This window comes from Mycobacterium sp. SMC-4 (genome assembly GCF_050205565.1).
Lineage (GTDB): Bacteria > Actinomycetota > Actinomycetes > Mycobacteriales > Mycobacteriaceae > Mycobacterium.
The window spans coordinates 40,984-65,000 of record NZ_JBNMQU010000015.1 but is presented as its reverse complement, the minus strand read 5'-3'; the positions used below and the strand labels follow the sequence as shown (position 1 = coordinate 65,000).

General features: G+C 65.3%; 18 protein-coding genes. 11 read left to right on the top strand and 7 right to left on the bottom strand.

Translation table 11 applies throughout. From position 1 onward, the window contains the following. Nucleotides 1-22: 22 nt before the first annotated feature. Nucleotides 23-1,219 (bottom strand): TetR/AcrR family transcriptional regulator, encoded by a 1,197-nt coding sequence (locus tag ACQI46_RS23295; RefSeq protein WP_427096422.1) that lies wholly within the window; start codon nucleotides 1,217-1,219, stop codon nucleotides 23-25. Nucleotides 1,220-1,500: 281 nt separating this feature from the next. On the opposite strand from ACQI46_RS23295, the gene ACQI46_RS23290 reads away from it, so the two are divergent. Then, nucleotides 1,501-2,547, top strand: a complete 1,047-nt coding sequence (locus tag ACQI46_RS23290) for a phosphotransferase family protein (RefSeq protein WP_427096421.1) — start codon at nucleotides 1,501-1,503, stop codon at nucleotides 2,545-2,547. 13 nt (nucleotides 2,548-2,560) lie between these two features. Beyond that, nucleotides 2,561-2,848, top strand: coding sequence for a hypothetical protein (locus ACQI46_RS23285; protein ID WP_427096420.1), 288 nt, complete (start codon nucleotides 2,561-2,563; stop codon nucleotides 2,846-2,848). 36 nt (nucleotides 2,849-2,884) lie between these two features. Here the strand turns inward: ACQI46_RS23285 and ACQI46_RS23280 are convergent, their stop codons facing one another. The 3 genes from ACQI46_RS23280 to ACQI46_RS23270 are packed head-to-tail and all read right to left on the bottom strand — an operon-like array spanning nucleotide 2,885 to nucleotide 5,882. Further along, nucleotides 2,885-3,892: a DUF7064 domain-containing protein gene (locus ACQI46_RS23280; protein WP_427096419.1), complete on the bottom strand. Its 1,008-nt coding sequence runs from the start codon at nucleotides 3,890-3,892 to the stop codon at nucleotides 2,885-2,887. Between the two features lie 30 nt (nucleotides 3,893-3,922). Further along, nucleotides 3,923-5,470, bottom strand: coding sequence for an AMP-binding protein (locus tag ACQI46_RS23275; RefSeq protein ID WP_427096418.1), 1,548 nt, complete (start codon nucleotides 5,468-5,470; stop codon nucleotides 3,923-3,925). Beyond that, nucleotides 5,457-5,882: an EthD domain-containing protein gene (locus tag ACQI46_RS23270; protein WP_427096417.1), complete on the bottom strand. Its 426-nt coding sequence runs from the start codon at nucleotides 5,880-5,882 to the stop codon at nucleotides 5,457-5,459. The genes ACQI46_RS23275 and ACQI46_RS23270 overlap by 14 nt, the downstream gene beginning before the upstream one ends. Nucleotides 5,883-6,413: 531 nt before the next feature. On the opposite strand from ACQI46_RS23270, the gene ACQI46_RS23265 reads away from it, so the two are divergent. The 7 genes from ACQI46_RS23265 to ACQI46_RS23235 all read left to right on the top strand — a co-directional run bounded on the left by ACQI46_RS23265 (nucleotide 6,414) and on the right by ACQI46_RS23235 (nucleotide 16,173). Next, a complete protein-coding gene (locus ACQI46_RS23265; RefSeq protein WP_427096416.1) occupies nucleotides 6,414-7,637 on the top strand; it encodes a cytochrome P450 in 1,224 nt (407 codons plus the stop codon). A gap of 5 nt (nucleotides 7,638-7,642) precedes the next feature. Continuing rightward, entirely contained in the window at nucleotides 7,643-8,644 is a 1,002-nt protein-coding gene (locus ACQI46_RS23260; RefSeq protein ID WP_427096415.1) for a PDR/VanB family oxidoreductase, read from the top strand. 226 nt (nucleotides 8,645-8,870) lie between these two features. Then, nucleotides 8,871-9,923, top strand: coding sequence for an LLM class F420-dependent oxidoreductase (locus ACQI46_RS23255; protein WP_427096414.1), 1,053 nt, complete (start codon nucleotides 8,871-8,873; stop codon nucleotides 9,921-9,923). After that, nucleotides 9,920-11,848, top strand: coding sequence for a flavin-containing monooxygenase (locus ACQI46_RS23250; RefSeq protein WP_427096413.1), 1,929 nt, complete (start codon nucleotides 9,920-9,922; stop codon nucleotides 11,846-11,848). The genes ACQI46_RS23255 and ACQI46_RS23250 overlap by 4 nt, the downstream gene beginning before the upstream one ends. Before the next feature lie 30 nt (nucleotides 11,849-11,878). Then, the gene (locus ACQI46_RS23245) at nucleotides 11,879-13,090 is read left to right on the top strand and encodes an acetyl-CoA C-acetyltransferase (protein ID WP_427096412.1); all 1,212 of its coding nucleotides are present in this window, start codon (nucleotides 11,879-11,881) and stop codon (nucleotides 13,088-13,090) included. A gap of 27 nt (nucleotides 13,091-13,117) precedes the next feature. Next, nucleotides 13,118-15,274, top strand: coding sequence for a 3-hydroxyacyl-CoA dehydrogenase NAD-binding domain-containing protein (locus tag ACQI46_RS23240; RefSeq protein WP_427096411.1), 2,157 nt, complete (start codon nucleotides 13,118-13,120; stop codon nucleotides 15,272-15,274). A gap of 2 nt (nucleotides 15,275-15,276) precedes the next feature. Continuing rightward, complete coding sequence (locus tag ACQI46_RS23235) at nucleotides 15,277-16,173, top strand: TIGR03619 family F420-dependent LLM class oxidoreductase (protein ID WP_427096410.1); 897 nt, start codon at nucleotides 15,277-15,279, stop codon at nucleotides 16,171-16,173. A 7-nt stretch (nucleotides 16,174-16,180) separates the two neighbouring features. Here ACQI46_RS23235 and ACQI46_RS23230 read toward each other — a convergent pair whose 3' ends face one another. Then, a complete protein-coding gene (locus ACQI46_RS23230) occupies nucleotides 16,181-17,728 on the bottom strand; it encodes an acyl-CoA synthetase (RefSeq protein ID WP_427096409.1) in 1,548 nt (515 codons plus the stop codon). Nucleotides 17,729-17,915: 187 nt separating this feature from the next. Between ACQI46_RS23230 and ACQI46_RS23225 the strand changes: the two genes are divergently transcribed. Then, nucleotides 17,916-19,109 (top strand): acyl-CoA dehydrogenase family protein, encoded by a 1,194-nt coding sequence (locus ACQI46_RS23225; RefSeq protein ID WP_427096408.1) that lies wholly within the window; start codon nucleotides 17,916-17,918, stop codon nucleotides 19,107-19,109. 153 nt (nucleotides 19,110-19,262) lie between these two features. Here the strand turns inward: ACQI46_RS23225 and ACQI46_RS23220 are convergent, their stop codons facing one another. Both ACQI46_RS23220 and ACQI46_RS23215 read right to left on the bottom strand, forming a co-directional pair. Next, nucleotides 19,263-20,555: a histidine phosphatase family protein gene (locus tag ACQI46_RS23220; protein WP_427096407.1), complete on the bottom strand. Its 1,293-nt coding sequence runs from the start codon at nucleotides 20,553-20,555 to the stop codon at nucleotides 19,263-19,265. Nucleotides 20,556-20,819: 264 nt separating this feature from the next. Beyond that, on the bottom strand, nucleotides 20,820-21,716 hold the full coding sequence (locus ACQI46_RS23215) for an alpha/beta hydrolase (RefSeq protein WP_427096406.1): 897 nt from the start codon (nucleotides 21,714-21,716) through the stop codon (nucleotides 20,820-20,822). 151 nt (nucleotides 21,717-21,867) lie between these two features. Here ACQI46_RS23215 and ACQI46_RS23210 point away from each other — a divergent pair, with 151 nt between their 5' ends. Then, entirely contained in the window at nucleotides 21,868-23,937 is a 2,070-nt protein-coding gene (locus ACQI46_RS23210; protein ID WP_427096405.1) for an acetate--CoA ligase family protein, read from the top strand. Nucleotides 23,938-24,017: the final 80 nt, after the last annotated feature.

The window sequence follows — 24,017 nt, the reverse complement described above, 5'->3', positions numbered from 1 at the left end:
AAAGCTCAATTCACACGGCGGGCTAGCAACGGGCGATGGCCGAGAGGATCGCGGTCAGCGCACGGCGCGTGTTCGAGCGCTCCCGCAGATGTACGGTCTGCGCAATGTCGGAGGCCACACCAGTGGCGGTTCGGGCCCGCGCCCGGGATTCGAACACGGTCAACTCCGGGCGTACGCGTTGCAGCGCGCCCACCCACTCGTCGATGTGCCCGCGGTGCGCAAGCAGCAGCGCGGCGCGCTGCTGCTCGGGCAACGCCATGATCTCCTCGTCGAAGATTCCGAACATCCGCCGGTGCGGCCCCATCGCGAGATCGACGTAGTTGGCTATCAGCACGTCGATCACCGCGTCATCTGACTCGATCCCGGCCAGCAGGTGGGTGGTGAGGTAGTTGACTCCCTCGATCCCTCGGTCGAGGATCGTGTACAGCAGGCTGACCTTGTTCTCGAAGTACTGATAGATGGTCGCGATGGCGGTATCGGAAGCTGTGGCGATATCCTCGATGCTGACCTCGACGAACCCACGGTCGTCGAACAGCCGCGTGGTCGTCTCGAGGATGCGTTCGCGTCGCCCCAACGGAACATATTCACCTGCCGCCGTGTGTGAATCGCCCTCATGTACGACAGGCAGATCGCAGTATGCGACGGCCTTCGCCATCTGCACCAGCACGCCCAAACCCCGCTGGCGGCCACCCGCAGAGTCGGCAGTTCGGCGAAACCCCTTGGTGTGCGCGAAAGTCGACAACAGCGCCCAACTGAGCAGTTCGATCTCGTCGTCGCCGAGATCCGGACGAACATCCCGCAGCACTCCGGATGCGCACGTCCGGAGTCTGCGCGCCCTCCGCCGGAACTCGGCCTGGGCCGGTTCATCGAGTCGGCGACGTTCCCTGCGCCACAGCATGATTTCGTCACGGTCAAGGGCCAACCTGGCCAGATCTCCGATGAATCGCTCGAAACGCTGCTCCGGTGACCCACCGCCGTTCGCGGCGGCTTCGGCGACATCAAGGCATACGGTGATCTGCTCCAGGACGATCCGCTCCAGCAGTTCCTGCTTGCTGCGGAAGTGTCGGTAGAGTGCCGGCCCCCGCAGTCCGACCGCCTGGGCGATGTCGTCCATGCTGACCTGGTGGAAACCACGCTGCTGGAAGAGAGTTCCGGCCTGCACCACGATCTGAAGCTTGCGCGGCGAGTCCTGCCGCACTGCGACGCTCGATTGAGTCACTTGGCCACTACCCTCGCTCCACTGCCGCCCCACCGGGCCTCACCCCGTCCGTAGACTATCAGTCGATACAGAAGGCTGGATAACATTCTGACCCGCTCCAGCGGGCCCAGCCGTCCGGTAACGCACTGATAGAACTACGGGAACACGAATCATTCGGTTGACCCATAATTCCCCTGAAGTACCATCACTGGTGAAATCATGACTCGCATCCGGACCGATTTACCCTTCAGGGCGCCGGCCGCTGCGATGTAGGCGCTTCGGTGCCTGAAAGGAACGTTCGAATGCACGACGACACAACCGAACAACACTGGGGAATCGACTTGCATGCCCTGGATGCGGTTGTCGCCGAATGCCTCGGCGTCGAGGACCTACGCCGAGAACTGATGGGCGGCGGGTTGTCCCAGACCACCCTGCGCTACGTCGGCAACATCCCGGCGTGGGCCGACTCGGTGATCGTTCGGATTCCCCCGCTGCACGGCCCCCTGGAGCCCTACAGCGCCTCAGGTGAGGCAGCGCTGGGGAACTGGCTGGCGACACAGGGCATTGCGGTGCCACGGGTCATCGCCTCGGCCGCGCACGAACCCCGTATCGGCCGGGGATACCTGATCTCCGAAACCGTCGACGGCCACGTGGTGCGCGATGGCGCCCCCGGCCTCGATGACGCCACCAAGAAGGCCATGGCCCAGGCATACATCGATCAGCTCGTCGCCCTGCATCAGCTGGTCGATGCGCCCCGCCCGCACGAGGTACTGGACTGGGCACCGCCCAAGACGCCTGCCGGGGTGGTCGATCGGTGGACCCGATCAGTGCAGGAAACGTCCCTGCAGCTTCCCGATTTCCATGTCTTCCTGACCGACTGGCTGATCGCGCGGATGCCGGATGAGGACGACCGCCCCACGATCGTGCACGGCGACTACCGCTTGGGCAACGTCATGTGGACTGATACGCACACCATCGCCGCTGTGCTGGATTGGGAGGAGGCCGGAGCCGGCGATCCGTACTTCGATCTGGGGTGGACGTTGATGGGCACGGTCAGACCGGACGACCTGATGATGGGCCTTCTGCCGCGCGACGAGTTCCTGCGGATGTACGCCGAGAAGAGCGGCCGTCCGATCGACCAGGATCGCCTGATCTGGTGGGAGGTGGCCGCCGGTTGGTCACGGATCTGCATGGAGGCCAAGGCGATTGCGTTGCTGGCCAGTGGCCACTACAGCGACGTACGTCCGCTGCTGTCCAGCTATATCAATCGACGGTTGTCCATCGTGCTGCTGGAGAAGATCCACGCCTTCGAGGGCTCAGCCGCCTCGATCCCCGTCGTGCACCCCTGAGGAGGAACCAACCATGGACTACATCGACATGTCCGTCGCGCTGGACACCATCGTGCGCACCTTGGAATCGGACGTCATGAGCCGTCTCGACGATCCGTATGCCCGCGGCCAACTATGGGCTTCGACAGGCATTCTCGCCAATATCGCGGTGGACCTGCGATCCGGCGCGGGCAACACACCGGTCGCCGCGACACCGATGGCGGCCGATGCCGCAACTGCTGCGACGCTTCTCGAAAGCGTGCGCGCCGCGGTGGGCCGGCAGGCATCCCTGCACTACAAGAAGGCGGCCACCGGGGCCTGAGCAGGAGGGCTCAGGGCATGCCCTGAGCCCGTCCGCTCATGGGCACGCCTGGCCAAGCGCAGCGCGCTCGGCCGCCCGCACGCCCTGCAATCGGGCGATGTAGTCGTGCCACTGCACCTCGCCGTATCCGGTCCGGTCGCCCCATTCACAGTCGAACAGACCCATCACCAGATAGATGTTCTGCCCGCCGTCGATCTCCGCTGAGCCACGAGCACGTCCGGTGATGTGGTATTCGACGTCGTGCTCGTCGACGATCCGGTAACGGAAGCCGACAATCCGCAGGCCCGCACGATCGTAGGTGACCTGCGCCGACTTCAACGCGCGGAATTCCCCGTCCCGCAGCAGATAGCCATGCGAGACGTAGGGCTCACCATCGGGAGATTCACCGGTGTGGGTGAGCAGGGTGAGCTCTTCGCCGAAGTGCACCAGGTCGAATGTGCCAATGGTGTGACGGACCTCTGCGCGAGGGCTCCACGAGTGGTCACGGTTGGCCACACAGTCCACTTCGTGCACCACCCCGTCGATGGTGACGCTGCCCCGGACAGCCATGGTTTGGTCGATGTGACCGGACGGCTCGGTACCGTTCCGGTTCGCCGGTGTTCCGAGGCGCGGTCCACGATGAAACGCCACGAAACCCTCCGGGCCGTCCGGAATCTTGGTCGCCGACAGATCCGCCGGCTCCATGAGCGCCTCGAAGGTGAGCTCTGCGGTCATCCGGCCACAGGCCGAGCGGTAGGTCAGGTCGTAGGTCTGCGGCGCCGGACGGCCCTTCACCGACACCCCCGACTCCAGCGAGAAGTCCGACAGCCGTGCCGTACCGATCGGACTGTTGTACTGCATGTCGCACATTTCCATGTCCAGCACCGAGTCACAGAACTGCGAAAATGCGTACACCTTCGTCGTTGCGACACCGGTGTTCAACCGGAAGCCCATCCAGAAGTGCAGGCGTATGCCGTCGGTGGTCAGCGCCGAGAACCAATGCGTCTCCAGCCATCGGGTATCCCGGTAGGACGGTCGGGCGAACTCCGCGTAGCTGCGGCTCATGCTCTCCTCGGTTCTGTGATGGAAGGTCGGTCAGACCGGCTGCGACGTCCGGTATCTCTTGATCAGCTCGGTCTTCATGAGCTTTCCGTTGGTGTTTCGGGGCATCGCGTCGATCACGTCGACCGAACGCGGGCATTTGAACTTCGCCAGCCGGCCTCGGCAGAACTCGATCAGGGTGGACTCGATATTCGCAGCCGCCGCATCGTCGAGGCCGTCGCGAAGTTCCACCACGGCCTTGACCGCCTCGCCCATGTCCTCGTCCGGGACGCCGATCACCGCGACGTCGGCCACCGCGGGATGCGCCGCCAGCACGTCCTCGATCTCGCGCGGATAGATGTTCACGCCGCCAGAGACGATGGTGAAGCCGACGCGGTCGGTGAGGTACAGGTATCCGTCCTCGTCGAGATAACCGATGTCGCCGTTGGTGCTCATCGCACCGTCGGCGCTCTGCGCCGCCCTCGTCTTCTCCGGGTCATTGAGGTACTGAAAGTTGGTGGCGCCCTTGATCCACACCACACCGGGCTCCCCGGTGGGCAGTTGTTCGCCGTCCGGACCGAGAATGAACAGCTCCCCCACCAGCGGCTTACCCACGGTGCCCGGACGGGCCAGCCATTCATGCGAGTCGCAGATGACGCTGCCGTTGGCTTCGGTCGAGCCGTAGTACTCGAACAGAATCGGCCCCAGCCAGTCGATCATCGCGCGCTTCACCGACGGCGGGCATGGTGCGGCCCCGTGCGCAATGGCTTCCAAGCTCGACACGTCGTACTTCGCTCGCACCTCGGCCGGGAGTTGCAAGATGCGCGACAGCATCGTGGGCACCACAAGCGAATTGGTGACCCGGTATTGCTCCACCAGTTGCAGGAAACGCTCAGCGTCGAACTTCTGCATGATCACGCAGGTCCCGCCGCAACGCAGCGATTCGGCCGTGGCGCTCTGCGGTCCGGAGTGGTACAGCGGCGCCGGCTGTAGAAACACCATGTCCGGGCGGGTGTGATACACCTTCGGCACCAGTTGGAAGATCGGCAGCGGGTCGGCCGGGTCGACATCCAGCCGCGGCCGCAACACGCCCTTGGGCTTGCCGGTCGTGCCCGACGAATAGAGCAGCGCCAAGCCCAATTTCTCACCGTCGACCGGTGTTGACGGATAGGACGCGACGACGTCGGCGTAGTCCTCGAACTCGGTGAGTTCGTCGGGTCTGTCCACCATCACCCAGCGCTCGACATTCGGGCAGCGCTGCGGCAGTTGGCGTGCGACGTCGGCCACCGCGCGGCTGGTCACCACGATCCGCGCGGCGCTGTCGTTGACGATGTAGGACGCCTCTTCGGCGGTCAGGTGAAAGTTGATCAGGGTGTAGTAAACGCCGGTACGTTCGCCTGCACCTTGCGCGACCACGTTGGTCAGAGAGTTCTCCAACATGTAGGCGATGCGGTCGCCCGGCCGCACCCCGTGGTCACGCAGGAAATGCGCGAACTGGTTGGCCTGCGCCTCGAACTGCGCGTAGGTCAGACTGTCACCGGAATCGGCCATCACCAGGGCAATCCGGTCCGGGTACTGCTCGGCTCGCTTACCGGGGTACATCGTGGATCTCCTCGGTGTCTGTGGGGCGGCGAGGCGGTTCGGCCACCATCCAGCTGATGCCGCCGGGCGCGATGAACCGTTGTTCGTCGGCCAGCACCTGGGGCAGCACATCGTCGGCGAGCATCCGCTCCACCATCGCCTCGACCTCGTGACGGTGCTCGAAGGTCAGCTCGGTCACCGCGGCGAGGTCGATGAGGGAGTCGGTGAGGACGGTGTCCCCGCGCGCAGCCGCGAGCCGGCGCACCAAGGCCTCCGATTCGCCGGGTCCGACCCCGTAGTGCCGCCGGTATGCAACCGGCCGGCCGCCGACAAGCCGGCCGATCAACCGGATGTGCCGAGTCTCGTAGTACTCGATGAACTCTTCGCGGGACAGATCGGACCGCTTCCTGATGAACATCATGAGCGTCACCACATTCATCAGAATACTGATTCACGCAAGATTTCCAAGTGGTGACTGCAGGCGCAGTATCAAGATGATCAAATAAGCTGGTACATCGAGTAATCAACTGTTCAAGGGCACACCCGGCCGACCGTCACGGGCCGCCTTGCGATCGCAAAGGTCAGCCATCATGGGTGGAATCCCAAATCACTCCCGACCCAGGCGAGGTGGGGCAACCCACCCTCGCCACACTCCCCCGTCCACGCCGCACCGTTTCGCGGCAGTTCGAGTTCGCCCCAGAACCTGAATTCACTACAGGCGTCGGCGGAACCTCATCTCGGGAAGCTCCAATCAAAAGGTCAGCTATCTTTGAATGCGCTATTTATGCAGGTTAACAGCATCTTATGACAGTTATGGCTATCCACAGCCGCCCGCGCTCGAACAGCCCCGCCACGCCCTCCTTGACGACCAAAAACTTGTATGTGATGCTATCGCCAATCACTGTTGTGACAGAGATCATTCATTTTCCAGCGGTGTGATCCCAACTTTCCAGGAGGGCCTCAAGTGACCACCAGCGAACAGACCTCGGCCGCCGAATCCGACGCAACGACAACCAACTCCGAAGTGCTGCCGGTGTTTCCGTTCACCCGGAAGTGCCCCTTCGCGCCCGCGGATGACTACGCCGACGGTGGCCCCATCCGCAAGGTCTCGTTCAAGAACCTCGTCCCGGCCTGGCTGGTCACCGACTACAGCGATGTCAAAGCGGTGCTCGCCGACCGGCGCTCCAGCGTCCGCAACATCCCCGACCCGTCCCGGGGCGACGAGGGCGGCGAGCCACTGCCCGGCTTCTTCATCGCGATGGATCCGCCGGACCAGACCCGGTTGCGCAAGATGCTCTCCCGCGAGTTCACGCCGCGACGCATGGAAGCCATGCGGCCGGCGGTGGAACGGATAACGAACAAGCTCATCGATCAGATGCTCGAGCAGGACGGGCCCGTCGATCTGGTGCAGGCATTGGCGCTCCCGCTGCCGTCATTGGTGATCTGCGAATTGTTGGGCATCCCCTACGAGCGGCACGATTGGTTCCAGGAAGAGACAGTGAAGTTCCTGCGCCTGGACACCACACCGGAAGAGGCGGCCGAGACGGTCGCATCGGTGATGGGGTATCTCGGAGAGCTCACCGTCTCCAAAATGGACGACCCGGGCGACGACCTGATCAGTCTGCTGCTCAATCACGTTCGTAGTGGCGACCTTTCGATTCCAGAGGTGGCCGGCATGGCCGCCTTCCTGCTGATGGCCGGGCATGAGACGACGGGCAACATGATCTCGCTGGGCGTGTATGCCTTGCTGGAGCATCCCGATCAACTCGAACTGCTGCGCCAGGACCCCTCCCGGGTGCCGGCCGCGGTGGAGGAACTGCTTCGCTTCCTCGACATCATCGGAAATCTGCCCCGCTACCTGACCGAGGACATGGAACTCGCCGGTCACACCATCCCGGCCGGCGACATCGTGATGGTGGCCATGGACAAGGCCAACCGCGACCCCAAACAGTTCGAGGACCCCGACACCCTGAACATCCTGCGCACGGACGCCAAAGGTCACGTCGCCTTCGGGCACGGCATCCACGTCTGTCTCGGCGCCCCGCTGGCCCGGGTGGAACTGCAGTCGGTGATCAGCACGCTGTTCAGCCGCATCCCGACCCTCAAGGTCGCGGTGCCCAGCGAGGAGATCCAGGTGAAGACCGAGGCCAAGATCTTCGGGCTGAAGTCACTGCCCGTGACGTGGTAGATCCGATGTCAGAAGCTGACTGCCTGGAACGTCGGAGCACAGTACGCCTGGTCATGCGGGAGTACGAGGCCGACGTCGTCGTGGCCGGCAAGGATTTCATTGCCGACGGCGTCGCCGCCCTGACATTGAAAGAGGTTGGGGACCATCCACTCCCGGATTGGACACCCGGTTCACACATCGACCTCATCATGTCCTCCGGCCTGGTCCGCCAGTACTCGCTGTGCGGTGACCCCGGCGATCGGGACACCTGGCGCATCGCGGTGCTCCGCGAGCCCGACGAGCGATCACGCGGCGGATCGATCTACGTGCACGACACCCTCGAGCCGGGCGCCGAGCTCCGCATTCGTGGACCCCGAAATCATTTCCAGCTCACTGCATCGCCGAACTACCTGTTCATCGCCGGCGGCATCGGTATCACCCCGATCCGGGCGATGCTGGCCGAAGCAGAGGCTGCGGGCGCGAACTGGAAGCTGTTCTACGGCGGCCGCAGCACCGAATCCATGGCGTTCCTCGATGAACTGGCCCCTTACGGTGACCGGGTCGAGTTCTGGGCGCAGGAACAGCGTGGACTGCTGGACTTGGAGTACATCCTCGGCACCCCGCAGGCAGACACCTTGGTGTACTGCTGCGGCCCGCAGGGTCTGCTCACCGCGGTCGAAGAACGCTGCACGGCCTGGCCCGCCGGCGCGCTGCGGCTGGAACGCTTCAGCTCCAGCACTGTCGAGACCGAATGGGTCAACACCCCGATCGAGGTCGAATTGGCCCAGCAGGGTGTGACATTGACCGTGCCTGCGGACCAGACCGTGCTCGAGGCGATCGAGGCGCACGGTGTCGACGTGATGTCCTCGTGCCAGTCCGGCATGTGCGGGACCTGCGAAACACCGGTTCTCGACGGAATTCCCGAACATCGCGATGACGTCCTCACCCACGAGGAACGCGAACGCAATGACTGCATGATGATCTGCGTCTCCCGGAGCCGCAGCGACAGGCTCGTCCTCGACATCTGACCCCCTCCGATGTCGTGGACGCCCCGGCGGGGCCCTCGTTTGAGGGCCCCGCCGGTGTCGTTTACGGCCCACGCATGCCCGCCATAAAAGAATCGTCCTTTACTATTGAGACTTATTACCCAGATAACGTAGCGTTTGACTGCGTTCTCAGGTGAAGTTACGCTTCACATTGGCGTGATGATCGGCGGCCGCTCAGTCGCCCACCCGCCCAGAAAGGGATCCGCACATGCGAATCGGCACTGTCCTGGACTTCGGGAGACCGATGTCGGTCGTGGGCGATGAAATCGCCGCCTGGGAAGAGGCTGGATTGTCGTCGGTCACGCTGGGCGAGGCCTACTCCCTGGACGCCCCCACACAACTCGCCTACCTCGCGGCTCGCACCCACTCCGTCGAGCTGGCGACCGGCGTCCTTCCCCTCGACACCCGAACCCCCACCCTCATCGCGACCACCGCGGCCGGTCTGGACTACGTGTCAGCGGGACGCGCCCGGCTCGGTCTCGGGCCGTCCGGCCCCCAGGTGGTCGAGGGGTTCCACGGGCTGCCGTTCACCGACATTCCCGGCAAGACCCGGGAGACCATCCAGATCTGCCGATCGGTATGGCGTCGGGAAACCCTGCAGCATCAGGGCCGCCACTACCAGATACCGCTGGATCCGAGCCGGGGCACCGGTCTGGGAAAACCACTGAAGCTCATCAATCGCCCGGTGCGCGACCGGATTCCGGTGTCGATTGCTGCGCTCGGACCGCGCATGGTGGAACTGACCGCCGAGATCGCCGAAGGCTGGGAGCCCATCTTCTTCTATCCGGAGAAACTCCAGGATGTCTGGGGCGAGGCGCTGGCCAGAGGTAACGCCAAGCGATCGGCCGATCTCGGCCCGCTCGAGATCATCGCCCGGGTTCCGCTCGCCGTCGTCGACGGAGATGCGTCGAGCTGGATCGACGCTGCCAAGCCACAACTGGCGTTGTACGTCGGCGGCATGGGATCGCGCGAGCAGAACTTCTACAACCGACTGGTCGCGGCGTACGGATTCGCCGAGGAAGCCGCCGTCATCCAGGACCACTTCCTGGCCGGCCGCTACGCCGAAGCCGCGGCCGCGGTGCCGGACGAGTTGGTCCACGCGACTGCGTTGATCGGTGACGTCGACCGCATCCGGCAACGTCTCGTCATCCTGCGGGACGCGGGGGTGACGTTGGTGAACGTCACCCCAATGGCAACAGATCCCATCGAACGCCTGGAAGCCGTGAAAGCGGTTGCCGCACTGAGTAAGGAGCTATCGTGAGTCAACTGGCCGATCCCAGCGTCATCAACGTCGAGGAGTTGCGCGAAGCGTTGGACGTCGCCAACGTCCCCTGTCTCATCGGCGTCCTCTATCAGCTGACAGGCGACGGTAAGTGGCTCGACGAGCCCTACCGGATCGCCCCCACCGTCGGCTTCGAAGACCTCGACGACGGAGGATTACCGGCCGAGCGTGCCGCCGAGGTCCGCGACGCGGCGTTCGCCGCCGTCCAGGACTGGGCGGCCGGTACGCCGATCGCGCACCCCTCCCCCAGGGGGGAGGAACTGACCAAGCTGATGTCAGCGGTGATGGGCGAGCCGGTCACCGAGAAGTACACCGCACTGGCCGGCGAGCAGCTGGGATTTTCGCCCTACATCCCGGCTGATGTCACCGAAGGTTGCGCGCAGTCCGGGTTTTCCGTCGTCGTCATCGGAGCCGGCTTCTCCGGCCTTGCGGCCGCGGTCCAGTTGAAGCGGGCGGGGATCCCGTTCCGGGTGCTGGAGCGCAACGACCACATCGGCGGAACCTGGTTCGAGGCAAGGTATCCCGGTGCGCGCGTGGATGTGCCGAACAATCTCTACTCCTACTCGTTCTTTCACCACGACTGGAGCGAGAACTTCGCCCAGGCCGACGAGATCAGGCAGTACATCGACAACGTGGTCGCGCACTTCGACCTCGCACCGCACATCGAGACGGGCGTCGCGGTCGAGGGTGGCGAGTGGGACGCCGACGCCGGCGAATGGGTACTGACGGTGAAGTCGGCCGACGGAACCGAGACCGTGCGTACCTCGGCACTGATCACCGCAGCGGGGCTGCACAACACCCCGAACATCCCCAATTTTCCCGGCCTTTCCGAGTTCACCGGTCCGGTGGTGCATTCGGCGCGTTGGACACCGGATATCGACTACCGGGGCAAGAAGGTCGCGGTCATTGGAGCGGGCGCCAGCGCGATGCAGGTGGTCTGCAAGATCGCCGACGACGTCGAGCACATGACCGTCGTTCAGCCGGAACCGCACTGGATCACACCCAACGAACAGTACTTCCGCAAACAGCCCGCGACCCGGCACTGGCTTTTCCAGCATGTGCCGTTCTACCGGGCGTGGTTCCGGTTCCGGCTGTACTGGGTCTACACGGAGCGCAATTTCCCCGCGCTGCGGGTGGACCCCAAGGCCAAAGAGAAGGGCAAGCTGATCAGCTCGCTCAATGATGCTTACCGGCGTCACTTCACGGCTTATCTGCGTGCGCAACTGGACGGCCGGGACGACCTCATCGAGAAGTGCACACCCAGCTATCCCCCGTTCGGAAAGCGACTGCTCATGGACAACGGCTGGTTCGCGACGCTGCGCAAGCCGAACGTGACTCTCGTCGCCGAGGGCGTGGATCACCTGACCGAGAACACGCTGGTGACCACGTCCGGTGACGAGCATGAGATCGACATGCTGATCCTGTGCACCGGCTTTCAACAGCAGCGCTACCTCTACCCCATGGAGCTGCGCGGACGCGATGGCATCGAACTGCGCGACTCCTGGAGCGACGACAACGCCCGGGCATACCTGGGCCTCACCGCTCCGCAGTTCCCCAACCTGTTCTTCCTGTTCGGCCCCAACACCAACCCGCCGGGCGGCAGCTGGCTGACCATCGCCGAGGCGCAGGTTCGTTATGTCGTGGAGATGCTGACGCGGATGGTCCAGGACGATATCGCCGTGGTCGAATGCCGGCCCGAGCCGTTCGAGGACTACAACACCGAACTCGATGCCAGCAACAACGCCATGGTGTACGCGATCGACGGCGTGCAGAACTACTACCGCAACAGCGCCGGCCGGGTGGTCACGAACTCGCCGTGGGCCGTGCCGGACTACTTCGCGCTCACCTCGGAGCCGAATCTGGCCGACTACAACGTCGTTCGTCGCGGTACCGAACAGTCTTGAGCAGTAGCCCCAATCGACAAGGAATGACACATGTCTGAAGAAGCCTTCATCTATGAGGCCATCCGCACCCCGCGCGGCAAGCAGCGCGGCGGAGCCCTGAACGAGATCAAGCCCATCAGCTTGGTCGTCGGCCTGATCGACGAGATGCGGTCGCGTTACCCGGATCTGGACGAGACGATGATCAGTGACGTCATCCTCGGTGTGGTATCGCCGCTGGGTGACCAGGGTGCGGTGCTCGCGCGCACCGCGGTGCTGGCCGCGGGTCTGCCGAACACCACCGGTGGTGTGCAGCTCAATCGGTTCTGCGCCTCGGGTCTGGAGGCGGTCAACATGGCTGCGCAGAAGGTGCGTTCCGGTTGGGACGACCTGGTCCTGGCCGGCGGCGTGGAGTCGATGAGCCGGGTGCCGATGGGGTCTGATGGCGGCGCCTGGGCCAACGATCCCGATACCGCTTATGAGGTCAGCTTTGTCCCGCAGGGCATCGGTGCCGATCTGATCGCCACCATCGAGGGCTTCTCCCGCGAGGATGTCGACGCCTATGCGGCGCGCTCACAGGAGCGTGCGGCCGCAGCCTGGTCGGGCGGCTACTTCGCCAAGTCCGTCGTCCCGGTCAAGGACCAGAACGGCTTGGTCGTGCTCGACCACGACGAGCACATGCGGCCGAACACCACGGTCGAGAGCCTGGGCAAGCTGAAACCCGCATTCACCGATATCGGCGCGATGGGCGGTTTCGACGACGTGGCGCTGCAGAAGTACCACTTCGTCGAGAAGATCAACCACGTTCACCACGGCGGCAACAGCTCCGGGATCGTCGATGGCGCCGCGTTGGTGCTGATCGGTAGTGAGAAAGCAGGGGCGGCGCAAAACCTGACCCCACGTGCCCGGATCGTCGCCACCGCCACCTCCGGTGCGGACCCGGTGATCATGCTGACCGGTCCGACGCCGGCGACCAAGAAGGTGCTCGACCGTGCCGGTCTGACCGTCGATGACATCGACCTGTTCGAGCTCAACGAGGCGTTCGCCTCGGTGGTGCTGAAGTTCCAGAAGGATCTCGGCATCCCCGACGAGAAGCTCAACGTCAACGGTGGCGCCATCGCGATGGGGCACCCGCTGGGCGCCACCGGCGCCATGATCACCGGAACCATGGTCGACGAGCTCGAGCGCCGCGGCGCTCGCCGTGCGCTGATCACGCTGTGCGTCGGCGGCGGCATGGGCGTGGCCACCATCATCGAGCGCGTCTGAGCACGGGTCTGAAGGGACTGAAAAGACATGGCAGAGAACACCATCAAGTGGGACAAGGATGCCGACGGCATCGTCACCCTGACACTGGACGACCCGACCGGGTCAGCCAATGTGATGAACGAGCACTACAAGGCTTCGATGCATGATGCCGTAGAGAAGTTGGCACGGCTTGTGGCAGACGACCCTGCCTCGATCACCGGTGTGGTGATCGCCAGCGCCAAGAAGACCTTCTTCGCAGGCGGCGACCTCAAGGATCTCATCGCGGTCGACAAGGACAAGGCGGCGGAGTTCTTCGCCGACGTCGAGGCGACGAAGGCCGACCTGCGCAAGCTCGAGACGCTGGGCAAGCCCGTCGTGGCGGCCATCAACGGCGCCGCCCTCGGCGGCGGTCTGGAGATCGCGCTGGCCTGTCACCACCGCATCGCCGCCGACGCCAAGGGTGTGGTCATCGGTCTGCCCGAGGTCACCCTGGGCCTGCTGCCCGGTGGCGGCGGTGTCGCCCGCACCGTGCGCATGTTCGGCATCCAGAAGGCCTTCACCGAAATCCTGAGCAAGGGAACCCGCTTCAAACCCGCCAAGGCTCTCGAGATCGGGCTGGTGGATCAGCTCGTCGGTTCGGTGGACGACCTCGTTCCCGCCGCCAAAGCCTGGATCAAGGCCAACCCCGACGCGCACACCCAGCCCTGGGACCAGAAGGGCTACAAGATGCCCGGCGGCACCCCCGCCAGCCCGGCGCTCGCCGCGGTACTGCCGTCGTTCCCCGCACTACTCAAGAAGCAGGCCAAGGGCTCCCCAACGCCGGCACCACGCGCGATCCTCTGCGCCGCCGTCGAGGGCGCCCAGGTCGACTTCGACACCGCGTGCCGCATCGAGAGCCGCTATTTCACCACGCTGGTCACCGGCCAGACCGCCAAGAACATGATCCAGGCGTTCTTCTTCGACCTGCAGACCATCAACGGCGGCGGGTCGCGCCCGGACGGGATCGCCAAGCAGGAGATCCGCAAGATCGGTGTCCTGGGCGCGGGCATGATGGGCGCCGGCATCGCCTACGTCTCGGCCAAAGCCGGCTACGACGTCGTCCTCAAGGACGTCAGCCTCGAAGCCGCGGAAAAAGGCAAGGCCTACTCCGAGAAGCTCGAGGCCAAGGCTGTCAGTCGGGGACAAACCACCGAAGAGCGCTCTGCCGCCTTGCTTTCCAAGATCACCCCGACCGCTGATGCGGCCGACTTCAAGGGTGTGGACTTCGTCATCGAAGCCGTCTTCGAGAACACCGAACTCAAGCACAAGGTGTTCGGCGAGATCGAAGACATCGTCGAGCCCAACGCGATCCTCGGGTCCAACACCTCCAGCCTGCCGATCACCGGTCTGGCCACCGGCGTCAAGCGCCAGGAGGACTTCATCGGTATCCACTTCTTCTCCCCGGTCGACAAGATGCCGCTGGTGGAGATCATCAAGGGCGAGAAGACCTCCGACGAGGCGCTGGCCCGGGTGTTCGACTACACGCTGGCCATCGGCAAGACCCCGATCGTGGTCAACGACAGCCGCGGCTTCTTCACCAGCCGTGTCATCACCACCTTCCTCAACGAAGCGATGGCCATGCTCGGGGAGGGCGCCAACCCGGTCAGCATCGAACAGGCCGGCGGCCAAGCGGGGTACCCGGCACCTCCGCTGCAGCTGCTCGATGAGCTCAACCTGGAACTGCTGCAGAAGGTTTCGGACGAGAACCGCAAGGCCGCCGAATCGGCAGGTACCGAGTACCGGCCGCACCCCGCAGACGCCATCGTGGACAAGATGATCGAAATCGGTCGTCCGTCGCGGTTGAAGGGCGCGGGCTTCTACTCCTACGTCGACGGCAAGCGCGTCGGTCTGTGGGAGGGCCTGGCCGAGACCTTCGAGTCGGGCAAGGCTGACATCCCGCTGCAGGACATGATCGACCGCATGCTGTTCGCCGAAGCCCTCGAGACCCAGAAATGCCTCGACGAAGGCGTACTCACCTCGACCGCCGACGCGAACATCGGCTCCATCATGGGCATCGGCTACCCGGCGTACACCGGTGGCAGCGCGCAGTTCATCGTGGGCTACCAAGGTGAACTCGGCGTCGGCAAGGAGGCGTTCGTGGCCCGGGCCAAGCAACTGGCCGAACGCTACGGCGAGCGCTTCAACCCGCCCGCATCGCTGCTGTAACGATGAGGTTCTCCGTATCGCTGCCCCGTCCCGACGGGACAGCGGAGACGGGCATCCCTGCAGTAGTCGAGGTGGCCCGCACCGCGGAGGCGGCGGGCTTCCACGCGGTGTCGGTGACCGACCACCCGTTCCCGTTCCTCGGAACGGGTTCGGTCAGTCACCGCACCTACGACCCGTTCACGGCGCAGGCCTACGTGGCCGCCGCCACGGATCGGATCCGGTTGCATTTCAGCCTGCTGGTGGCGTGCCACCGCAATCCGTTCCTCACCGCCCAGATGGTCGCCACTCTCGACGAGGCAAGCGGTGGCCGAACCATCGTCGGCATCGGCGCAGGCTACAACCGCGCGGAAATCGAGGCCCTCGGCGGCGATTTCGCGCGGCGCGGACCCGCGGTCGACGAGGCCGCGACGGTCATGCGCTCGGCGTGGACCGGCAAGCCGGTGCACGCCGAAGGCGACCGCTGGACTGCCACCGGCAACCAGTTGTTCCCCGCGCTCGCCCAGGCCCCGCCGCTGTGGCGTGGGGGCAATTCCCGCACCGCTGTCAGAAGTGCCGCAACGCTCTTCGATGGTTGGGCACCGCTGGAGGTCCCGGATCCCACCGTCGCCGCCCTGGCCGGGACGAATGCGCTGACCATCGCGACCCTGCCGGAGGCCGTGGACGCTTTCAAGCAGCGGTGGCGTTCGGCCGGCCGCACCGGTGAACCCGAGATCTGCTTCGTCCGCTCCTGGCCGGACTGGCTCGCCGAACCGGCCACGATCACCGCGGATGTCGAGGCGTTGGCCGCGGCCGGTGCGACCTGGGTCGAGTTCACCATCGCCGGCAGCACGCACCGCGAACACAAGCAGTGCATCCGCGACACTGCGAGCGTGCTGCGGGCGTCGGGTCTGCTCGCCTGACGGCCCGCTAGGACACCGAGCGGGACTCGTCTTTCCAATAGCGCTCGCGCAGTTCGCGTTTGGCAACCTTGGCGGCCGGGGTCAGCGGTAGGGCGTCGACGAAATCGACGCTGCGCGGCGCCTTGTAGCGGGCGATCAGCGATCCGCAGTGCTCCCGCAGTTCTTCGGCGGTCGCGGTCGCGCCCTCGTGCAGCACCACGACGGCGTGCACGCGTTCGCCCCACTTCTCGTCGGGTACGCCGATCACCGCACTGGTCGCCACACTAGGATGCTGGGCCAGCGCATTCTCGACCTCGGCCGAGTACACGTTCTCCCCGCCCGAGACGATCATGTCCTTGATGCGGTCGACGATGAACAGGTAGCCGTCGGCATCCAGATAGCCGCCGTCGCCGGTGTGCATCCAGCCGCCGCGCAGCGCCTGGGCGGTCTCCTCGGGACGGTTCCAGTAGCCGAGCATGACGTGCGGGCCGCGGGCCACCACCTCCCCGACCGTGCCGAGTGGCACCTCGTTGTCATCAGCGTCCACGACTTTGACTTCCGCGATCGGCACCGCCCGCCCGGCCGAGCGCAGCAGGGCGGGATCCCGGTGGTCGTCGGCGGTCAACACTGTGGTGGTCGGCGACAACTCGGTCATGCCATACGCCTGCAGCAGCCGCACCTCCGGCAACAGCCGCATGGTGCGCTCCAGCAACGCCTGCGAGATGGGCGAGGCGCCGTAGAGCAGGTGCCGGAGACTGGACAGGTCGTGGGATCGCGCCGCCGACGAGTCGACCAGTGTCTGAATCATCGTGGGGGCCAGGAACATATCGGTGATCCGATACTGCGCGATGGCGGCGGCAACGGCCTCCGCGCTGAATCCGGGCAGAATCACGTGTGTCCCGCCGACCACGTTGCGCGCCACCCACCCCGATCCGTCGGCGAGATGGAACATCGGCGCACTGTGCAGCAGCCGGCCCCGGGGCCGCAGGAACTGTCCGGTCGCCAGCGCGCCGAGCGCCGCCGCCATCAGATTGGCGTGACTGAGCATCACACCCTTCGGAGTGCCCGTCGTGCCGCCGGTGTAGTAGATCGCGGCCAGCGCGTCCTGCCCACGCCGGGCGTCCTCGACGGGCTCGTGCGCCGCGATCAGATCCTCCAAACCGTGCACTCCGTCCGGGCGGGACCGCTCGCCGGTATGGATGTAGGTGCGCACCACCGGCGCCAGCGCGCGCAGTTCGTCGACCACGTCCACGAAGACGTCGTCGACGACCAGCACCACCGCGCCGCAATCCTCGAGCGAGAACGCGATCTCCTGCGGACTCCAGCGGGTGTTCACCGGGACCACGACAGCGTCGGCCCACGGCGTCGCGAACAGCACGTCGTGGTAGTCGTCGCAGTTCTGGGCAAGGATCGCCACCCGGTCGCCACTGCGTACGCCCAGGCTCGTGAGTGCGCCCGCCAGACGTGCGGCGCGATCAGCGCTCTGTCTCCACGTGCGGACGCGATCGCCGAAGACCGTGGCCGGCAGGTCCGGCGTCTGCTGAACAGCTCGGTGCAATGCCTGCGTGAGATACATGGTTAGTACCCGTTTCGGTAATGAACAGTTCCTTACAAGCCTTTGGCCTGCAATATTGCCACTTGACATTAGCACTAATTTCGTTAGGTTCATCACAGAAGCCCAATCCGGGCGCTCCCCGTCGAGGCTCCGAACAGGGTTACGGCGCGCGAGTGCTTCTGCTCGGAACTGCAAGAAAGGTATGGAGATGACAGAGACGCTGACCCGAGAAGCCGTCCCCGGTAGCAGCCGGGTAGCTGACTATTTGCAGCGCGTGCGAACCATCACTCCATTGATCCGCGCCGAGGCGGAGGGCATGGAACGGGCCCAGACGTTGTCCGATGCGGTACGCGCCGCGATCACAGAGCAGAACCTGCACCACATGCTGGTCCCGACCGAGCTCGGGGGCGGCGGCCTGCTGCCGAGCGAAGGGCTGCGCGTCTACGAGGAGATGGCCAAGGCCGATGCGTCGACCGCATGGGCGTTCATGGCGACCTCGTGGTCCACCGCAGAGGTCATCGGCTACCTCAAGCCGGAAGTGGCGGAGAAGCTCATGAGCGGCGACGAGCCCTTCATCGTCGCGGGCCAACTACTCCCCCGCTACCCGGCCACTCGGGTCGAGGGCGGGCTGATCGTCGAGGGCAACTTCAACTTCGCCAGCGGCTCGGACCACGCCACCTGGATCGGTGCGGGCGTGTTCGTCGCCGACGAGGACGGCAACACGATCCCCGGCGAGGACGGTCAGCCTCAGCCTCGGGTCGCGATGTTCCCCAAGGGCGAGGTCGACCTCAAGCACAACTGGGATGTGTGGGGCCTCGGCGCCACCGGCAGCCATGACTACCGGGTGGACAAGAAGTTCGCTCCCGACGAGCACACCATCGTCACCTTCGGTGGCAAGCCCTACCGGTCGGAGACCATTTACAAGCTGTCCAACGAGTTCGTCGGCCCACTTCCGCACGTCTCGGTGGTGCTCGGTATCGCCACTCGCGCACTGGAACTCCTTGCCGCGGTGGCGGTCAAGAAGTTCCGCCCCAACTACGGCGGCCCGATCGGCGAGGCCGACATTTTCAAGCTCGAGTTCGCCCGGATGGAAGCCCTGCTGCACGCCGTCCGGTTGTCCTTCTACGACCTGGTCGAGTCGGCCGAGGCCGGAGGTACCCGCACCACCGAGCAGATGGCCCGGATGCGTCAGCAGCTGTCCTGGAGCCATGAGGCCGCCGACGCCATCGTCGGCTTCGCCCACCGCTGGAGCGGCAGCCAGAGCATCGGCCGCACCGCCACCTTGGGCCGGTACGTCCGCGATATGCAGGTCGCCACTCAGCACCTGCTCGTCGACCCGAAGTGGTTGGCCGACGCGGCGACCGATCTGCTCCCGATCTATGCGGCAGCCGGCGAGGCCTGAACCCGGTTCCCGCGTACGCCCGGTACCCGCCCTGCGGGTACCGGGCTTTCCACTTCCTGGACGTCGGTCAGTGGGTTCGGTCGGCTTGTGCCGAGGCGCGACGGCGAAACCTCCTCCGGCCCTATTGAGCCGGAGAAGGTTTCGTTCCCTGGACTATTCGTCGGAGTCGCTGCCGGCACCCGCGGACGTGGAACCGACAGACACCTTGTCGTCAGCGTCCCGGTTGGTGTCGCGGTCGGCGTCCCGGTCGTCCGCCGTGTCGGTGTCCTTCTCGTCGGCCCTGTCGTCGGACCCGTCCGTGGCCGGCGCGTCCGTCTTCTCTTCGGTCCCCGGGTCGGTCGTCACCTCGGACTCCACGGCGGGTTCGATTTCTTCGCGGCCGGATTCCATTACGTCCCGGGCCTCGCCGACCTCGTCGATCTTCTCGACATCGGCCGCGGTGGAGGACGAGACCAATACTGCTGTGCGTTCAGAGTTGCGCGCTCTTGCCGGTGTCGCAGACGGCTGGACGTCGACCTGCTCGGTCATCGTCGCCTCCGAATCCGCGACAGCGGGCGTATCGGCACTCGACTGCGGAACCGCGGGCGTGGCCGACTTCGGGAATACGCGCGAAACAGCCTTCTCGATCCGCTCGACCACATCGGCGTTGACGGCGCGAACAAACTTGATGACCGAGAAAGCCGCAGTGCTGACTGCCCGATTCACCGCCTTGACGACAACTGACAGGTCGCGGGTGGCGAAGGCCTCGACCACCGAACGGATCTCGGCACCGACCTGCCGCACCAAGGTTCGCAGTTGCACACCCACCTCGCCGAAGAAGGTGCGGCCTTCGCTGAACTCCCTACCGTCCCAGCTCACCAACTTCCAGCCGTCCTCGGAATTTCCCTCGATCACCACATCGGCGGTGTTGCGCAGAGATGCCCGTAGCAACTCCATCTTCTGTGCCGCGGTCAGGTTTTCGACGTTCATGAACGTCCAGAACATCATGGCGGCCCCGTGCGAGAACACCGCTGCGTTGCGATCACCACTGTCATAGATCGCCTGCAGCGCGCTGTCCATCCGGGCATCGAACTCGTGCCCGTCGATCGACCCGGGAATGCGTGCGTCCAGGTTGCCCTGCAGCGACCACGCCAGCGGTGCCAGCATGTAGCCACTGGCCGCCTCACTTTCCGGGGTGCCCTCGTAATCACCGGCCTCGATTTCCTGCAGACCGTCCAAGACGTGGATCGGCAGGCCCAGATACTGCGACAACGGTGTTGCGGTCAGCTGGGTCCGGACCATCGATGAGGCGTAGACCCCGTCGTAGTTCTTGTCGCCGAGCTTGGCCGCCACCGCCGCAGCTTGCTGGTAGCCCAACGCACTGAGTACCGGCCCGGGCGTCGACGAATCGATACTGCCGGAGGCGTTTCCGAGCGATTGGCCGTGACGGATGAACGTCACCCTCATCAGTTCGGCTGCCGACGCCGGGATGGCCGCGCCGACCAGCAATGCGCCGGCGACGAAAATCGATATCAGATACCGCCGAAGTGTCGATCTTCGCCAAGTGGGCCGAGTGGTGGGTAACGCGCTGTTCATCATTTCTCCTTCGACAAATGAACCAAGCCGGAGGGTTTCCCCGGCGTCTTCGTCCCCCCAGAAGCGTTCGCGCGCAGAACAGCGCGCCTGCGCGGTGAAGCAACAGACGATCGCTGGTCGTCGAGAGTGGTGGTGCTACACGCTGAGAGCAGTCCGGAGGAATGCACCGATCTCGTCAGCGGCTTCGATGCCTTCAGGCAGGATCGAGGAGAACAGCGGCCACACGTGCACCATGTCGTCGTACAGGGAAACCGAGGCAGTGCCGCCGGCCGCCGTGATCCTGTCGACCGCGCGGCGGGAATCGTCGAGCAGCACCTCGCCAGAGCCCACCAGGAACAGCGCGGGAGGGAGTCCGTGCAGTTCGGCGAACACCGGTGAGGCCAACGGGTCTCGCGGATCATGACCCTGCAGGTACGCCTCGCGCAGGTTACCGATCGAACCGCGGGACACTGCGATGTCGGTGCCGTCGTAGAGATCTACGCTGGCACCGCTGGCAGTGAAATCGAGCAACGGAGAGATGAACACCGCCGCTGCGGGCAGTTCCGCGGCAGCATCGCGTGCCACGGTCAGCGCGGCGAGGGTCAGTCCCCCGCCGGCGGAGTCTCCACCCACCGCAACGTTGCCGGCGCCGTGAGTCGAGAGCATTCCGGCGATGACCGCGACACCGTCATCGACCGCCGCGGGAAACTTGTTCTCGGGCGCGCGACGATAGTCAGGCAGCGCAACCGTCACGCCGGCCGCACGCGAGAGTGTGTGGCCGAGTTCTTGGAAACCCTTGGCGCTGCCCAGCACGTAGCCGCCGCCGTGGAACCAGACGAGCACCTTGTCGGTACGCGCGCCCGCGGCGGTGACGAACAGCACCGGCACGCCCGCGACCACGCGTTCGACGGGTTCGACCCCATCGGGCAGTTCGAATTGCAGAAGCAGCGCGTCATAGGCGGCACGCAGCTCCTCGACCGTCGCCGTGGCGGCATCCGGGAAGCCGTTTCGGTACATCTCCTCGACGCGCGCCAACGCCTCGGTTCTCGCCATCGATCCTCCACTGATCACTCGACCGGTTTCAGCGAACTCTACATAGCGGCTCCTAACTTATGGAGCTGTTTGCAGGTTTTTTCCGCTGCTTTCGGGATGAGATACCATAATCTCTGTTCACAGATTGACCATTGACCGAAGGGCACCAGCCATGACGGGTCCGCTCGAACGCCTGCTGAACCCCCGCACCGTCGCCGTCGTCGGGCTCAGCGACAAGTCACCGGTCGCCGGCTTCATCTCCCCCACCCTCAACAGCACTGCCGAGGTCTACTTCGTCCATCCGACCGCCGAAACCGTCCTCGGCCGGCCGGCGTTCCGCGCGATCAGCGAGGTGCCCGGACCGATCGACGCGGTGCTGTCGGTGATGTCCGCCGAACGCACCGTGGCGCTCGCCGAGGAATGCGCGGATCTCGATTGCGGTGGGCTGGTCATCTACGCCGCGGGGTTCTCCGAACTCGGCGAGGCGGGCGCCGACCATCAGAGCCGCCTTGCAGATGCGGCCCGACGCGGCAACATGGCCGTCGTCGGCCCCAACAGCCTCGGTTACATCAGCGTCCCCCGCAGCCTGTACCTGACCGCGTCGGCCGATTATCAGCCCGCGCCAGGTGGCATCTCGGTGATCTCGCACAGCGGCGCGATGATCGGTGGTATCGCCATCGCGGCAAAGCAGCGCACCGGGGTGGGAATCTCGCGGCTGATCTCGGCAGGCAACGAGGCCACCACCGACGTCGCCGACTACCTCGACTTCCTGGCCACCGATCCGGACACCACGGCCATCGGCCTTGTCGTGGAAGGTATTCGGCGACCCGACGAATTCTTCGCCGCGGCACGCAAGTGCATCGCCGCGGGCAAGCCGGTGGTCGCGTTGAAGCTCGCCCGCAATGCGCGCACCCAGCAGATGGCGGCCTCCCACACCGGCGCGCTGGCCGGCAGCGCCTGGGCCTACGACGTCGCGTTCGCCCAGGCGGGGATTCAGCTCGCCTACGACCTGGAGGAACTCGTCGACCGGCTCGCGCTCGTCAGTCAGATCGATCCGGCATTGTGGAATCCAGTGCAGCGCATCGGTGTGGTCGCAGGCACCGGCGGCTTCGCCTCGCTGGCCTTCGACGTGGCCGAGGCCGAAGGACTCACGCTCCCGCCGCTGGACAGCCTCGCCGACTGGGTCGCTGCCACCATCCCCGGCATCACGGTGCCGAACCCGTTGGACACCACCGGGTTCGGCGCTACATTCTGGACCGACATCGTCGACCGCTACGTCGGCTCCGACGAACTCGACGCCGTGGTGTTCGTCAACATGTGGAGCGACGCCCCGCTCTACCATCGGCTCATCGATGACGTCGCCGTTGCCGCACGGCGTTACCGCAAGCCCGTCGCGATCGCGGCGGGCGCCGGGGCGGTGGGCGATTTCGCGATGAAGGTGATCGGTGACGACGGCGCCGTCGCACTGGGCTACGGCATCCGCGGCACCCTGCGCGGATTGCACACGCTCGGCGCCTTCGAGCGGGAACGTACGGCTGCCCGCGAGGTTGTCGATCTGCCGGCGCCGGTACCTCGGCCGGCCGACACCATCGTCGACGCCACCAGCGGCAGTCGATTCCTGCCCTTCCGTGAGGTCATGGGACTGCTGGAGCAATTCGGTATTCCCACTGCGCCTTTCGCAATCATCGACGCCACCGATGAGGTGCGGGCCCCGGCCTTCGGCGGTCCCTACGCCGTCAAGCTCGCTGACGTCGCGCACCGCACCGAGCTGGGTGCGGTGGCGTTGAACGTGGAAGCCGCCGAGCTGGCCGAGACCGTCACACGCCTACGGGAGATCGCCGCCCAACATTCGGTGGCGCCTCCCGTCGCGGTGCAGCCCATGACTGCTTTCCGCGGTGAGCTGCTGATGGGCATCGACGGCCGCAGTGAGCTCGGCCCCATGGTGATGCTCGGACTCGGCGGGATCTTCGTCGAGGTGCTGCAACGCATCGGGGGTCGTCCGGCGCCGCTGTCCCGGACCGATGCCGAAGCACTGATCGAGGAGTTCCGCGACCTGCGCCTGCTGCACGGTTTCCGGGGTTCGCAGCCCTGGCATCTCGAGCAGCTCGCCGACGCCCTGGTGGGCCTCGGGCGACTGGCCGCCGCAGGACGCGACTGGATCGAATCCCTGGACGTGAATCCGCTTCTGGTGACCACAGACGGGCTCGTCGCTGTCGATGCCCTGTGCATCGTGCGCGATTGACCTCGCTTACGCCGAGGATCCTGGTCAACAGGCGACTGCAAACCTCGGCATAGACGGTTATCCACAGATCGCCTAGGGCG